Source organism: Pseudomonas sp. B414 (assembly GCF_055408445.1).
In genome coordinates this window covers 36775-50147 of the sequence record NZ_JBUZTQ010000015.1, presented here as the reverse complement: position 1 = coordinate 50147, position 13373 = coordinate 36775, and the positions used below count along the sequence as shown (strand labels likewise).

17 protein-coding genes and 1 tRNA gene are annotated in these 13373 nt (G+C 55.4%); all 18 read left to right on the top strand.

Going from position 1 to position 13373, the window contains the following annotated elements:
* The 18 genes from lolB (at position 1) to ACZRMH_RS14355 (ending at position 13367) form a co-directional block, all read left to right on the top strand.
* Positions 1-627: a lipoprotein insertase outer membrane protein LolB gene (lolB, locus tag ACZRMH_RS14440; RefSeq protein WP_464013949.1), complete on the top strand. Its 627-nt coding sequence runs from the start codon at positions 1-3 to the stop codon at positions 625-627.
* A gap of 1 nt (position 628) precedes the next feature.
* Complete coding sequence (ispE, locus tag ACZRMH_RS14435) at positions 629-1489, top strand: 4-(cytidine 5'-diphospho)-2-C-methyl-D-erythritol kinase (protein WP_464013948.1); 861 nt, start codon at positions 629-631, stop codon at positions 1487-1489.
* Between the two features lie 37 nt (positions 1490-1526).
* Positions 1527-1601 (top strand) — tRNA-Gln (locus tag ACZRMH_RS14430).
* A 45-nt stretch (positions 1602-1646) separates the two neighbouring features.
* Positions 1647-2588, top strand: coding sequence for a ribose-phosphate pyrophosphokinase (locus ACZRMH_RS14425; protein ID WP_019825119.1), 942 nt, complete (start codon positions 1647-1649; stop codon positions 2586-2588).
* A 139-nt stretch (positions 2589-2727) separates the two neighbouring features.
* Positions 2728-3315, top strand: coding sequence for a 50S ribosomal protein L25/general stress protein Ctc (locus ACZRMH_RS14420; RefSeq protein ID WP_016781750.1), 588 nt, complete (start codon positions 2728-2730; stop codon positions 3313-3315).
* Between the two features lie 165 nt (positions 3316-3480).
* The gene (pth, locus tag ACZRMH_RS14415; protein ID WP_003439790.1) at positions 3481-4065 is read left to right on the top strand and encodes an aminoacyl-tRNA hydrolase; all 585 of its coding nucleotides are present in this window, start codon (positions 3481-3483) and stop codon (positions 4063-4065) included.
* A 23-nt stretch (positions 4066-4088) separates the two neighbouring features.
* Complete coding sequence (gene ychF, locus ACZRMH_RS14410) at positions 4089-5189, top strand: redox-regulated ATPase YchF (protein WP_464013947.1); 1101 nt, start codon at positions 4089-4091, stop codon at positions 5187-5189.
* A gap of 131 nt (positions 5190-5320) precedes the next feature.
* Entirely contained in the window at positions 5321-6394 is a 1074-nt protein-coding gene (locus ACZRMH_RS14405; protein ID WP_464013946.1) for an FUSC family protein, read from the top strand.
* A gap of 234 nt (positions 6395-6628) precedes the next feature.
* Positions 6629-7546, top strand: a complete 918-nt coding sequence (locus ACZRMH_RS14400) for a sigma 54-interacting transcriptional regulator (protein ID WP_464013945.1) — start codon at positions 6629-6631, stop codon at positions 7544-7546.
* Positions 7547-7856: 310 nt separating this feature from the next.
* Entirely contained in the window at positions 7857-8093 is a 237-nt protein-coding gene (locus ACZRMH_RS14395) for a hypothetical protein (protein ID WP_464013944.1), read from the top strand.
* Positions 8094-8171: 78 nt separating this feature from the next.
* The gene (locus tag ACZRMH_RS14390) at positions 8172-8540 is read left to right on the top strand and encodes an EscI/YscI/HrpB family type III secretion system inner rod protein (RefSeq protein ID WP_464013943.1); all 369 of its coding nucleotides are present in this window, start codon (positions 8172-8174) and stop codon (positions 8538-8540) included.
* An 8-nt stretch (positions 8541-8548) separates the two neighbouring features.
* Positions 8549-9331, top strand: coding sequence for a type III secretion system inner membrane ring lipoprotein SctJ (gene sctJ / locus ACZRMH_RS14385; protein ID WP_464013942.1), 783 nt, complete (start codon positions 8549-8551; stop codon positions 9329-9331).
* Positions 9318-9884 (top strand): type III secretion protein, encoded by a 567-nt coding sequence (locus tag ACZRMH_RS14380; RefSeq protein ID WP_464013941.1) that lies wholly within the window; start codon positions 9318-9320, stop codon positions 9882-9884. Before sctJ ends, ACZRMH_RS14380 begins: the two co-directional genes overlap by 14 nt.
* Positions 9862-10479, top strand: coding sequence for a type III secretion system stator protein SctL (gene sctL, locus ACZRMH_RS14375; protein ID WP_464013940.1), 618 nt, complete (start codon positions 9862-9864; stop codon positions 10477-10479). The genes ACZRMH_RS14380 and sctL overlap by 23 nt, the downstream gene beginning before the upstream one ends.
* Positions 10480-10494: 15 nt before the next feature.
* On the top strand, positions 10495-10713 hold the full coding sequence (locus tag ACZRMH_RS14370) for a type III secretion protein (protein ID WP_464013939.1): 219 nt from the start codon (positions 10495-10497) through the stop codon (positions 10711-10713).
* Positions 10713-12749, top strand: coding sequence for a type III secretion system outer membrane ring subunit SctC (gene sctC / locus ACZRMH_RS14365; RefSeq protein WP_464013938.1), 2037 nt, complete (start codon positions 10713-10715; stop codon positions 12747-12749). The genes ACZRMH_RS14370 and sctC overlap by 1 nt, the downstream gene beginning before the upstream one ends.
* A complete protein-coding gene (gene hrpT, locus ACZRMH_RS14360) occupies positions 12746-12946 on the top strand; it encodes an HrpT family type III secretion system protein (RefSeq protein WP_464013937.1) in 201 nt (66 codons plus the stop codon). Before sctC ends, hrpT begins: the two co-directional genes overlap by 4 nt.
* Before the next feature lie 34 nt (positions 12947-12980).
* On the top strand, positions 12981-13367 hold the full coding sequence (locus tag ACZRMH_RS14355; RefSeq protein ID WP_464013936.1) for a type III secretion system chaperone: 387 nt from the start codon (positions 12981-12983) through the stop codon (positions 13365-13367).
* Positions 13368-13373: the final 6 nt, after the last annotated feature.

The following is a 13373-nucleotide window of genomic DNA, read 5'->3' as shown; positions in this document are numbered from 1 at the left end:
ATGTTTTTTCGTCCAATGCGCCATCTTGTTGTTTTTAGCCTGATCGCCCTGCTCGCCGGTTGCGCGGGCTTTGGCGCCCGCGAGTCCGTTGAAGGCCACGGCAGCCCGGCCTTGTGGTCGGCGCACAAAAAGCAGCTGACCCAACTCGACGGCTGGCAAATCAACGGCAAAGTCGGCATTCGCGCCCCGAAAGACTCCGGCAGCGCCACGCTGTTCTGGCTGCAACGTCAGGATTATTACGATATCCGCCTGTCCGGTCCGCTGGGCCGAGGTGCCGCGCGTCTGACCGGACGCCCGGGCAGTGTGCTGCTGGAAGTCGCCAACCAGGGCCGCTATGAAGCACCAACGCCTGAAGAATTGCTCGGGGAACAATTGGGCTGGAGCCTGCCCGTGTCGCATCTGGTCTGGTGGGTACGCGGCTTGCCTGCACCCGGCAGCAAAAGCCGCGTGACACTCAATGGCGATAGCCGCCTGGCCAACCTGGAACAGGACGGCTGGAAAATCGAGTACTTAAGCTACACAGAGCAAAACGGCTTCTGGCTGCCAGAGCGGGTCAAACTGCACGGCCCGGATCTGGACGTCACGCTAGTGGTTAAAGATTGGCAACCTCGCTTGTTGGGTCAATGAAATGCAAGGCCATTTAGATAAAAACCCCCTGGTATTGCCCTCCCCGGCAAAACTGAACCTGATGCTGCACATCCTCGGTCGACGCGAAGATGGCTATCACGAACTGCAAACGCTGTTTCAATTTCTCGACTACGGCGATGAAATGACCTTTGCCGTGCGTGAAGATGGCGTTATTTGCCTGCACACCGAATTTCCCGGGGTTACTCACGACGACAATCTGATCGTGAAGGCGGCAAAAAAACTCCAGGCGCAATCCGGTTGCACCCTGGGGATCGACATCCGGATCAAAAAAATCCTGCCCATGGGCGGCGGCATCGGTGGCGGCAGTTCAAATGCTGCGACCACCCTGCTCGCGCTCAACCATCTTTGGCAACTGGCCTGGGATGAAGACCGGCTGGCAGCACTGGGCCTGACTCTGGGGGCCGACGTCCCGGTTTTCGTACGCGGCCACGCCGCATTTGCTGAGGGTGTCGGGGAAATTCTTACGCCCGCAGAGCCGGAAGAACCCTGGTATCTCGTGCTTGTCCCGCAAGTATCTGTAAGTACTGCAGAAATATTTTCAGATCCGTTGTTGACACGTGACTCTTTGCCCATTAAAGTGCGCCCCGTTCCCAAGGGAAACAGCCGAAACGACTGCGAAGCAGTAGTGAAGGAGCGTTATCCAGAAGTACGTAACGCTTTGAATTTGTTAGGTAAATATACCGAAGCAAAATTAACTGGAACTGGAAGTTGTATATTTGGGGCCTTCCCAAACGAAGCAGATGCTGATAAAGTGCTGCACCTTCTTACAGAGACCCTTACAGGGTTTGTAGCGAAAGGAAGCAACGTTTCGATGTTGCATCGCACGCTACAGAATTTGTAAAAGGAAACGGGTACACGGTACTCGTAGCAACAGATACAGGGGCGTCGCCAAGCGGTAAGGCAGCAGGTTTTGATCCTGCCATGCGTTGGTTCGAATCCAGCCGCCCCTGCCATTTCTTATACTCATCCAGGTTACCCTCAGCCTTCAGGTACTGCGCGTGTCCAAGATGATGGTCTTTACGGGGAACGCTAACCCCGATCTGGCTCGGCGTGTCGTACGTCAGCTGCATATCCCACTCGGTGACATCTCTGTCGGAAAATTTTCTGACGGCGAAATTACCGCTGAGATTAATGAAAATGTCCGCGGTAAAGACGTTTTCATCATTCAGCCGACTTGTGCTCCGACCAACGATAACCTGATGGAACTCGTCGTGATGGCTGATGCCTTCCGCCGCTCCTCAGCGACTCGTATTACTGCTGTTATTCCTTACTTTGGTTATGCCCGTCAGGATCGCCGTCCGCGTTCCGCACGTGTGGCTATCAGCGCAAAAGTTGTTGCTGACATGCTTACCGTAGTCGGCATCGATCGTGTTCTCACGGTTGATTTGCATGCTGACCAAATCCAGGGTTTCTTCGATATTCCTGTAGATAACATCTACGGCTCCCCAGTTTTGGTGGATGACATCGAAGATCAGCGCTTTGAGAACCTTATGATTGTGTCCCCGGATATCGGCGGCGTCGTGCGTGCACGTGCTGTTGCCAAGTCCTTGGGCGTCGATCTGGGTATCATCGACAAACGCCGTGAGAAAGCCAATCACTCGGAAGTGATGCATATCATCGGTGATGTCGAAGGGCGTACCTGTATTCTGGTTGATGACATGGTCGATACCGCCGGCACTCTGTGCCATGCGGCTAAAGCCTTGAAAGAGCATGGTGCTTCCAAAGTGTTCGCCTACTGCACACACCCTGTGCTGTCGGGTCGGGCAATCGAGAATATCGAAAATTCCATGCTGGACGAGCTGGTGGTGACTAACACCATTCCGCTGTCCGCAGCCGCTCAAGCCTGTTCGCGTATCCGTCAACTGGATATCGCACCGGTTGTGGCTGAAGCGGTTCGCCGCATCAGCAACGAAGAATCGATCAGCGCGATGTTCCGCTAAGGGCCCTGCCCTTTCTGGACTTCTGCTGACGAAAAGCGCCCCGCCCCAGCAATCCGTTGGGGCGGGGCTTTTTTGCCCATACCGTCCATGGCGCTGGTCGCAATCGTCAGGGCGGATGTGGTTATTTTGGAGATACAACATGAACGATTTTACTCTGAATGCTGAAGTGCGTTCCGACCTGGGGAAAGGTGCGAGCCGCCGCCTGCGTCGTCTCGCAAGCCTGGTTCCAGCTGTAGTTTACGGTGGCGACAAAGCCCCTGAATCCATCAGCATGCTGGCTAAAGAAGTTGCCAAACTGCTCGAAAACGAAGCTGCTTACAGCCACGTTATCGAACTGACCGTTGGCGGCGTTAAGCAAAACGTGATCATCAAAGCTCTGCAACGTCACCCGGCTAAAGGCCACGTGATGCATGCTGACTTCGTTCGCGTTGTTGCTGGTCAAAAGCTGACTGCGATCGTTCCAGTTCACTTCGTTGGTGAAGCTGCTCCGATCAAGAAAGGCGGCGAGATCTCGCACGTTGTTGCGGAAATCGAAGTTTCCTGCCTGCCAAAAGACCTGCCTGAATTCATCGAAGTTGACCTGGCTAACGCCGAAGTCGGCTCGATCATTCACCTGTCGGACATCACCGCTCCTAAAGGCGTTGAGTTCGTAGCTCTGGCACACGGTAACGACCTGGCAGTAGCCAACGTTCACGCTCCACGTGTTGCACCAGAAGCAGCAGAGTAATTCATTACTCTGTAGTTGGAGTCTTGAGAAACATCGCGAGCTAACACGCAGCGAGTAAAGCGGACAAGATCGCGAAGTTTACTCACGTAAACCCGCTTTTTTGTCCGTTTTCGCCGCTAACCGTTAGCGGCGATGTTATCCACACTCCATAGAAGGGCCCTTGTCGTGACCGCCATAAAACTGATCGTTGGCCTGGGAAATCCAGGCACCGAATACGAACAGACCCGGCATAACGCAGGGGCCCTTTTTGTTGAGCGTCTCGCGTCGGCGAACGGGGTAAATCTTGTTGCTGATCGCAAATATTTTGGCCTGACCGGGCGATTCAGCCACCAGGGTCAGGATGTTCGTCTGTTGATTCCCACTACCTATATGAACCGAAGCGGCCAGGCCGTTGCGGCGCTTGCCGGTTTCTACCGGATTGCGCCCGAATCCATACTGGTGGCCCACGACGAACTCGACCTCCCACCCGGCGTTGCCAAGCTCAAGCTGGGCGGCGGCCACGGAGGTCATAACGGACTGCGCGACATCATCGCGCAACTGGGAAACAACAATAATTTCTATCGTCTGCGGCTTGGCATTGGCCACCCGGGCGTCGCCAGCATGGTGTCCAACTTTGTCCTGGGTCGTGCGCCTCGCGCCGAACAGGAAAAACTGGACGCCAGCATCGATTTTGCCCTCGGCGTGCTGCCGGATATCCTCGCCGGGGAATGGAACCGTGCGATGAAAAACCTGCACAGCCAGAAGGCCTGACTCTTTTACCGAGGGGATACACCATGGGATTCAATTGCGGCATCGTCGGCTTGCCTAACGTCGGTAAGTCCACCCTGTTCAACGCCCTGACCAAATCCGGTATTGCGGCCGAGAACTTCCCCTTCTGCACGATCGAGCCGAACACCGGCATCGTGCCGATGCCCGACCCACGTCTGGACGCGCTGGCTACCATCGTCAAACCGCAGCGCATCCTGCCAACCACCATGGAATTCGTCGATATCGCAGGCCTGGTGGCCGGTGCATCGAAAGGCGAAGGCCTGGGCAACAAGTTCCTGGCCAACATCCGTGAGACCGATGCTATCGCTCACGTGGTCCGCTGCTTTGAAGATGAAAACGTGATTCACGTTTCCAACAGCGTTGACCCGAAACGCGACATCGAGATCATCGACCTTGAGCTGATCTTTGCCGACCTCGACAGCTGCGAAAAGCAACTGCAGAAAGTGGCGCGCAACGCCAAAGGCGGCGACAAGGATGCCGTGGCTCAAAAAGCCCTGCTGGAACAGCTGATCGCCCACTTCACCCTGGGCAAGCCGGCACGCAGCCTGATCAAGAACATGGATGCCGATGAGAAACAAATCATCAAGGGCTTCCACCTGCTGACCACCAAGCCAGTGATGTACATCGCCAACGTGGCTGAAGACGGTTTTGAGAACAACCCGTTGCTCGACGTGGTCTTGGCCATTGCCGAAGAAGAAGGCGCAATCGTGGTTCCGGTCTGCAACAAGATCGAAGCTGAAATTGCCGAGCTCGACGACGGCGAAGAAAAGGACATGTTCCTGGAGGCCCTGGGCCTTGAAGAGCCAGGTCTGAACCGCGTAATCCGTGCCGGTTACGAAATGCTCAACCTGCAAACCTACTTCACTGCAGGCGTTCAGGAAGTTCGTGCCTGGACCGTGAAAGTGGGCGCTACCGCTCCTCAGGCCGCTGGCGTTATCCACACCGACTTCGAAAAAGGCTTTATCCGCGCTGAAGTTATCGCCTACGACGATTTCATCAAGTTCAACGGTGAAGCTGGTGCGAAAGAGGCCGGTAAATGGCGTCTGGAAGGCAAGGATTACATCGTTAAAGACGGTGACGTCCTGCACTTCCGCTTCAACGTGTAATACACCACACGTATAAAAAACCGCGCCCAGGCGCGGTTTTTTTTGGCCGGGTGTTTTTATCGGGCAAACCATCCCCCGGGCAAAAGGTCTATGGTAAGTCTCAAGGCCAACCAGACTGATCGGGAGTTGCAATGCTCGCCAAGGTGTTTATCAATCGCTTCACCACCCCACTGATCGACCGGATAAGCTTTCGCTGGTCTTCCGCCTGGCGCGATGCACTGGCTTCAGCCATCGCTGCCGCATTGGCCTGGGTGCTGGCCAAGCATTTGTTCGGCCACGTCCACCCGGTATTTGCGGCCATCAGTGCGGTGGTGTGCCTGGCCCCCGGCCTGCCCAGCCATGGCAAGCAGGCAATTGGTTTGATGGTGGGCGTTGCCACCGGGATTATCGTCGGTGACGCGGCCTTATGGCTGCCGGATGCTTACCCCTTGCTGCGCATTGGCTTTGCCACCTTCTCTGCCATCGCCATCGCAGCCTTGTACGGGCTGGGGCCGGTGGTACCGATTCAAGCCGGGGTTTCGGCTGTGCTGATGCTCGCCGTCGGCCCTGAAAGTGCCGGCGTGGTGCGTATGCTGGATGTGCTGGTAGGCGCTGGGGTGGGGCTGGTCTTCAGCCAGGTGCTGCTCACCCCCAACCCGATTGGCATTATCGATAGCTCGGCAAAAGACTTGCTGGAAAAACTCGCCTCGGGTTTTGACAAAAGCCTGCAGGCACTCGACGAAAAAGACGCCGACAAAGCGCAAAACGCGGTACAGATTTTCTCCCGCGCCCATGACAGCCTTATAGCCCTGGAGAACGGCATCAGCATGGCCCGCAATACCGCTCGCTGGACCTTGCGCGGGCGCTTTGTGTCACGGGAAGTAAAAGGTATCGCCAGCCGCTACGAGCGCCATGCCGTGCGTTTGTACGCCAGCTCTTTACTGTTCTCGGAAGCCTTTGCCGATGCCTTGCGCAAGGAGCAAGGCCCGGCCCCCGCCTCATTGCACGAGCGACTGGCAAACGTCGCCTCAGGGTGTGCCTCTATCGCCACTGACAGTGAACGCCCGGTGTTGATCCCGGTATCAGCCACTGAGCTGGCCGACGCGGTGTCTGCCCCTTGGCAACTGTGTTTACAGCACTTGAGCACCGTTGAAAGTGCTCTGTTGACCTTTGGTTTTACCACGCAAAGCGAAAGCACAAAAAACACGGAAGAAACCAAACGTTAAGCAGCAACAATACCTTTGCCCTACGGGTAAAGAACTAGATCCTACATATGCAAGCACCATTTCCTACTGCATCTACTTCTCTTGACTCAAGACATACAACCTTCCAGGCACTAGGCTTTTATAGCCAAGACAGCACCCTGCTTTCAGAGCCGGTGCCCCTGTAGCACTGTTTATCCAGGCAGGCCGTGGCGTTCTACCTTCCCCAATAAAATAAATAAGGCGGGAGAAAATTCAATGCTGTCTTCCCAACCTGGCGACGAAGCTTATCAAACCTACGCGTTCGAAGAAACGGAGCTCGACGCCACCATCAAAAGCACTGCCACGCTGAATATAGATATATTGCTTGAAGGGGAAACCGGTACGGGCAAGGATACGCTGGCAGAGAGGCTGCATTTTTTATCCGGGCGCCAGGGTGATTACATTGCAATAAATTGCGCCGCCATTCCCGAAAGCCTGGCGGAAAGCCAATTATTCGGCGTCAGCCAAGGTGCATATACCGGGGCTATGCAATCACGCGCAGGTTTTATTGAAGCGTCTCACATGGGCACGTTATACCTTGATGAAGTAGACAGTATGCCGCTGACCTTGCAGGCCAAGTTACTGCGCGTACTGGAGACACGCGGTGTAGAACGGTTGGGGTCGACAAAATTCATACCGGTGAACATGCGCGTGATCGCCTCGGCTCAATCCTCTCTAGCAAAAATGGTGGAACAAGGTAAGTTCAGGCGCGACCTGTATTATCGCCTCAATGTTGTGAGCCTGCATTTGCCGCCTTTAAGAGAGCGGCGCGAGCAAATAATCCCCCTGTTCATGAATCTGATTCAGCGTGAAGCACACCACTTCAAGTCGTCTATACCTGTACCTTGCACTTCCTTGCTGCAACACATTATTTGCCATGACTGGCCCGGTAATGTACGGGAATTACGCTCTGTCGCCAAGCGGCTGGTGCTGGGCATAACGCCTCTCTCAAGCGGCCCGGAAACACCGATCGTGGGCCAACATAACTTGAAGGTACGTTTGCAAAAAATTGAGCAACTGCTTATTCAGGACGCCTTACGACGCCATTTAAACAATGTGGATGCCGTTGTCCTTGAGCTGGGCATTGCCAAGCGCACGCTGTACAACCGAATGAAACAACTTGAAATCACCTGACTCTTATAGACTGGAACCCACTGACTAAATATAGACACTCAGACAACGAGTCAATAACTGACTCACTTCAAATTTGAACACCGAGGTGTAAATATGTTGCCCATGCTTTCCCTTTTAGCCCCTCTTGTATCACCCCTCATAAAAAATGCTCTTGGCGTATTCGGAAATATTGGTAATATGCAGGCCGCAGGCAATATATCAAAAATAAGCATCAACAATATTAACAACGTTATAAACAACATCAGCAATAACAACAATAACAATAATAACAAAATCAATTACTGATAATTAAAAACAAAAGGAATACAACATGATACATTCCATATTCCAATCACTCGGAAATCTATTTAACAGTGGTGGCAGATCCACCAATGACCCGCTCGAAGCCCAAAAAGAATACAACAACAAAATGGCTTGGAAAATGTACCACGACAATGTAGAAAAAGCCGATAATGATCACCGTTCAACAAAGGCAAACAACCGAATGGACTCACTCAATAAAATGATGAATGCCATGAGCGAGCAAATCAAAAAAATAAACTTCTAACCTTATAGCGAGCGCCTTTTTTTAAATAAATAGGCGCTTAACCGAACGCCCCATGCCAACCTGAGCTTATATATAATTATGAAGCCCTCCCTACTTTCCGGCGCCCTTCAGTCAACGTCCATATCCTCAGATGCGCATCTCCATGCGGCTGAGGCCTCAGATATAAATTGGTTCAACTCCCTGTTGAAAACTACTTCGGTAAACGCTTTATATCCTGCCATGACCGACAATAAGATTGCTAATCCACTGATCCAGCGCTCAGAGCTATTACAAGAACTTTCTAACAAAGCAGCACGGGCACTGCAGAAAGTCAGCGCCAGCACTGACCCCATCGACTCACTAAAATCAACCCGGGCCATGTCAGCATTTCACCTAGAAACAGTGCTCAGCGCCAAAATGATCAGTAAAACAACCCAGGCAATCGAAAAGCTCACCAACCTGTCTTAGGTATGCCCATGGCGTCGCGCCTTATCAAAAGCCTGTTGCTGCTGCTCGTTGTGTGTGTGAGCGGTTGCGGTGAAAGCGTGGAACTTCACAGTCGGCTATCCGAACAGGAGGCCAATGAAGTTATCGCCGAACTCGCAGACAAGCAGGTTAACGCCCAAAAGGTTGCAACCAAGAGCGGTGTCTCGGTGCGCGTCAACGCGCAAGATATCAGCCGGGCTATCAAGACACTGGCGGCGGCCGGACTCCCCAGAGCTGCGCGCTCGACATTGGGTGAGATCTTTCGCAAAGAAGGCGTTATTTCTACCCCTCTGGAGGAACGCGCCCGTTATATCCATGCACTGTCACAAGAACTGGAAGCCACGCTGTCAAATATTGACGGCGTTATCGTGGCCCGTGTGCATGTGGTGCTTCCAGAACGGGTGGCTCCGGGCGAAGCTGTCCAGCCTGCATCCGCCTCGGTTTTTATCAAACACGATGCCAGGCTCGACCCCGACAGCATTCAGTCCCGGGTACGGCGCATGGTCGCCAGCAGCCTTCCGGGCATGGCCACAGCCTTGGATAACCCGCACAAAATAACCACGGTATTTGTCCCGGCCGAAGCGTTTCAAGACAAGCAGCAACTGCTTTACTTCGGCCCGTTTCTGGTGCCGGAGCAAAACCTCGGTTTCTGGAAAAAAACCTTTGCAAGCGCGGTCCTGGTGTTCCTTATTGCGATCATCACCCCTGTCGCGTGGTTAAAACTGCGCCATAAAGCCCCTCACCCTGGCAAGGCTGTGCATGAGCGAAACTGACCAGTGGGTGCAGTGGTGGGCCTGCGCCTGGTATCACGCGCACCCGGAGTGGCACAGTGGATATGATGTGACCCCTGCCCTTGCACGCAACCGGCACTCAGCCGTGAGCAAGGCCTTCGCCATCGAGCCCTGCCTGCCCGGCGCCCCCTCTGGCAGCTTGATTTACCTGGCTCTCGCGCAATCGGCGCAACACGATCATATGCTGCAACTGCTCGACATGACTTGCCGTCCCTTGCCGCCAGCTCAACTGAATACAACCCAGAACCTCTGGTGCCAACGCCTGGCCAAAGCCTTGCACACTCAGGGCTGGCTCGGGCCAACCGACGATGCCCTGCAATTGCTCAGGGCATGGGTGGAGCCTGCGGTATGGCAACGGCTGCGCCTGCGTTTTGCCCCGGCAAGAATCATTGTGCTGGAGCAAACACCGGTGCTGGCCATACCTGCGGGAAAACTTGAGCAACTTTGGCAGGCCGTGCTCTGGTACGCGCGCACTTTCAATTCAGACGCAACCCGCACCGAGGCTCAAAACCATGCTGTCGCGACGCTCACTTGAACTGCGGCCCGACCTGCCGGGGCTGCCCCAGACGTTGATTACCCGCGAAGATCTCATCGACTGCGGTCTGGCCAGGCAAGTGCTGGCACAGGCACACGCCCGGGCGGACGAGATCTTGAGTCATGCTCAAGCCGCATCCGAAGCCCTGTTGAAAAAGGCCCATGATGAGTTCTGGCTACAGGCCAATGCGCAACTTGAGCGCTGGCAACAGCAACACAGTGCCCTGTGCCAAGGCATCGAATCGAGTGCATCGGAGGTGGTTAATCAGGCCTTGCAACAACTGCTCGATGACGTGCCGCAACAAGGTCGTATCACCGCCTTGCTGGAGCAATTGCTGCGCACGCAATGCCCACCCCTGAGCGCAACCCTGCGCTGCCACCCGCAGGCCCTTGAGCACGTTCGCCAGTGGCTCGGCAGCCAGCCGGACAGCCCCTGGCAGCTGCAAACCGACGATCACCTCGACACCCAGGCGCTGGTGCTGGTGACCGCATGCGAGGATCTGCGCATCGACTGGGCTGGCGCCAGTGCATTGCTGCGTTCACAAGCCTGTGAAGGAACCAGGCACGCAGTACCTGCCACAGAGTCATACACATGACCTGATGGAGGATGTATGGCTTCGTTCGAAAGTATCCAGCGCCGAATCGACACCCGCTTTGCCCAGGCCCAGAAAAACCTCGATGAAATCGCCATGAGCGATCAATACGGCCTGGAAGATTCAATCCGCTTCTATGAGGCTTCACGAAAAATGGCCAGTGCAACGCTTGCACTCACCGAGCAAACCCGGTTCAAGCACAGCCTGACCAAAAGCATTATCGATGCCGTGCAGTGATGAGCCGGATTAAAGGCCTCAGCCAGATGCTGTTGTTGCCGTATCTTTTTATTTTGATACCGCATGCCACTGCCGCCGTCCCCGATGAGTGGAAAAAAACACCCTATGCCCATGAGGCAAGCAATCAGTCGTTGCGCGATTTCCTGAGGGACTTCGCGCATGCCGCAGGTCTGCAACTGCAGATTGATGGCTCGCTCTCAGGTGTCGTCAACGGCAGGCTGCGCGCCGAAACGCTGTCGGGCTTGCTCGAGCGGTTGGCTCTTGAGCATCGCTTCCAGTGGTTTGTCTATAACAACACGCTCTATATCAGCGCGCTGGACCAACAAGGTTCAGCACGCCTGGAAGTGGCGGACAACACCATCGCCGACTTGAAAACAGCGCTGAGCCAAATCGGCTTGCTGGATGAGCGATTCGGTTGGGGTGAGTTGCCCGAGATCGGGGTAGTGCTGGTTTCAGGCCCCCCACGCTACATTGAACAAATCAGACAATTCAGCCGCAAACGCTCGGAGCCTGCCAACAAACAGAATGTGTTGAGCTTTGCGCTGCAGTTCGCCAATGCCGCAGATCGCCAGATCGACTATCGGGGTGAAAAGCTGACCGTGCCTGGTATTGCCAGCCTGTTGCGTGGCCTGCTCTCGTCTCAATCATCGGCCATGCCCGGTATTGAACCTGGCGCCAGCGCCTCGCCGCTAACGAGCCTCGCCGCATCGCTTTCGGGTGGGCCTGCGGCCCCTGTGCCAAAACCGGTGTTGGCGCCCTCTGGCGGGAGCAGTATTCGGGTGCAGGCCGATGTGCGCAACAACAGCGTGCTGATCTACGATGCCAGCGAGCGTCGGGCACTGTACCAAGCCCTGATTGGCGAACTGGATGTGCCACGCAAGCTGGTGGAAATAGACGCCGTGATTCTGGATATCAATCGCACTCAACTCAAGGCGCTGGGGGTGAACTGGGGGTTTCAAAACAGTCGATTCCAGGCAGGTGCAGGAGGGCTTGCGGGCAATACCCCATCAACCATAACCATCGCCCGGTTTGATCGCTTTGTGGCGGATGTGAAAGCCCTCGAAGAACGCGGCCTGGCCACTGTGGTGTCCAATCCGTCGATCATGACGCTGGAGAACCAGCCAGCCGTGATCGATTTCAATCGCACGCAGTACATCAAGGCCGTCGGCAAAGAAGTGGCAAACATCACGCCGGTCACCACAGGCACCAGTTTTCAAGTCGTACCCCGGGTGATCACCGCCAACGGGGCGAATCAGATTCATTTGATCATCGATATTGAAGACGGCACCTTCGCCAGCAACACAAACCCCGATTCAACCCCGGATGTGCGCAAAGGCAAGGTCAGTACCCAAGCGGTTATCAGCGAGCAGCAATCCCTGGTCATTGGCGGCTTTCATGTTGCAGAGGAGGTCGACAGCCGCAATCAGGTCCCCTTGCTGGGGCGTATTCCCTGGCTGGGCAAGCTGCTGTTTACTTCCTCGCAGTACACCAAAAACCGTCGTGAGCGGCTATTTATCCTGACCCCGCGACTGATTGGCGATCAAACCCACCCTTCCCGCTACCTGCCGCAGGCGGATCAGGCCGTGCTGGAGGCCGCATCAAGCACTTTGGTACGGCGTGAGGCACAGCATCCACCGGTGGTCAAACGCGACGATATCACGCAAACCCTCGCCCACTTGGTGTCTGGCCGTGTACCAGAACAGTTCACGGCCAAGCCGATGCCCGTCAACGCAGGCGTGCGGTGCACAACACCCACCTTTCTGCAGGCTGATCCCGACCGCCACCAATGGTACGAAAGCGCGCAGTACAACGTGGCCGTGCTGGTTTTGCAAAACCGCAGCCAGAACCCTGTGCGCCTGGATGAAAGCGAATGCAGCAATGCCAACACCCTGGCGGTCAGTGTCTGGCCACAACCCTGGCTTGCCCCCGGCGAGCGGGCGGAAGTGTTAATTGCTACCCGAGCGCACGACCCGAGCCAGCCAGCAGTTATGCCGCGCCCGTCCTTGCTCACCCCCCCTCGGAATACCGCCCCATGAGCCGTTTGATCGCGATTGTCATGGCCGCAGGCGTGCTGCTGCTCCAGGGTTGCACCACCCATTGCCGGGGTGACTCCTGCAGTCGCCCGGCGTCCAGCGCCAGCGCGCTGGTGGTCTGGTGGCCCCCAGCGATGCGCGTAGAAACCGGCCCTGATGCCATGCAGCCTGACCACCAAATTGTTCCCCTTGAGCAATAGCCTGTATCCCTAAACTTCCAGTCGAGAGCCCTCAATGAGCCAACACCCGCAACTGCTCGCAGCACTGAGCCAGCACCTGAACATCGAACTGCAACTGGAGAACGGCGTATGCGCGCTGTTCAACAGTCAGAATCAAGAAGTGTGCGTGATTGAACTGTTGCCCCAGAGCAGCAGCGCCGTACTGCATTGCGCAATCACTCCAGATATCCCGGCCCAAGAGCACTACGAAAAGTTGCTCAAACTCAACTTCCAGCCCGACAAGCTGCAGGGTTGCTGGTTGGCACTGGATGAAGCTGATGGCCTGCGTTTGTGCACCCAGTGCCCGGTCGAGTTTTTAACCGGGCACGGGTTTTGCGAGTGGGTCACCGGGTTTATCCAGCAGGTGGTCGACACCCGCCAGTTGTTGGCCCGGCCTGCCTGAAAAAGC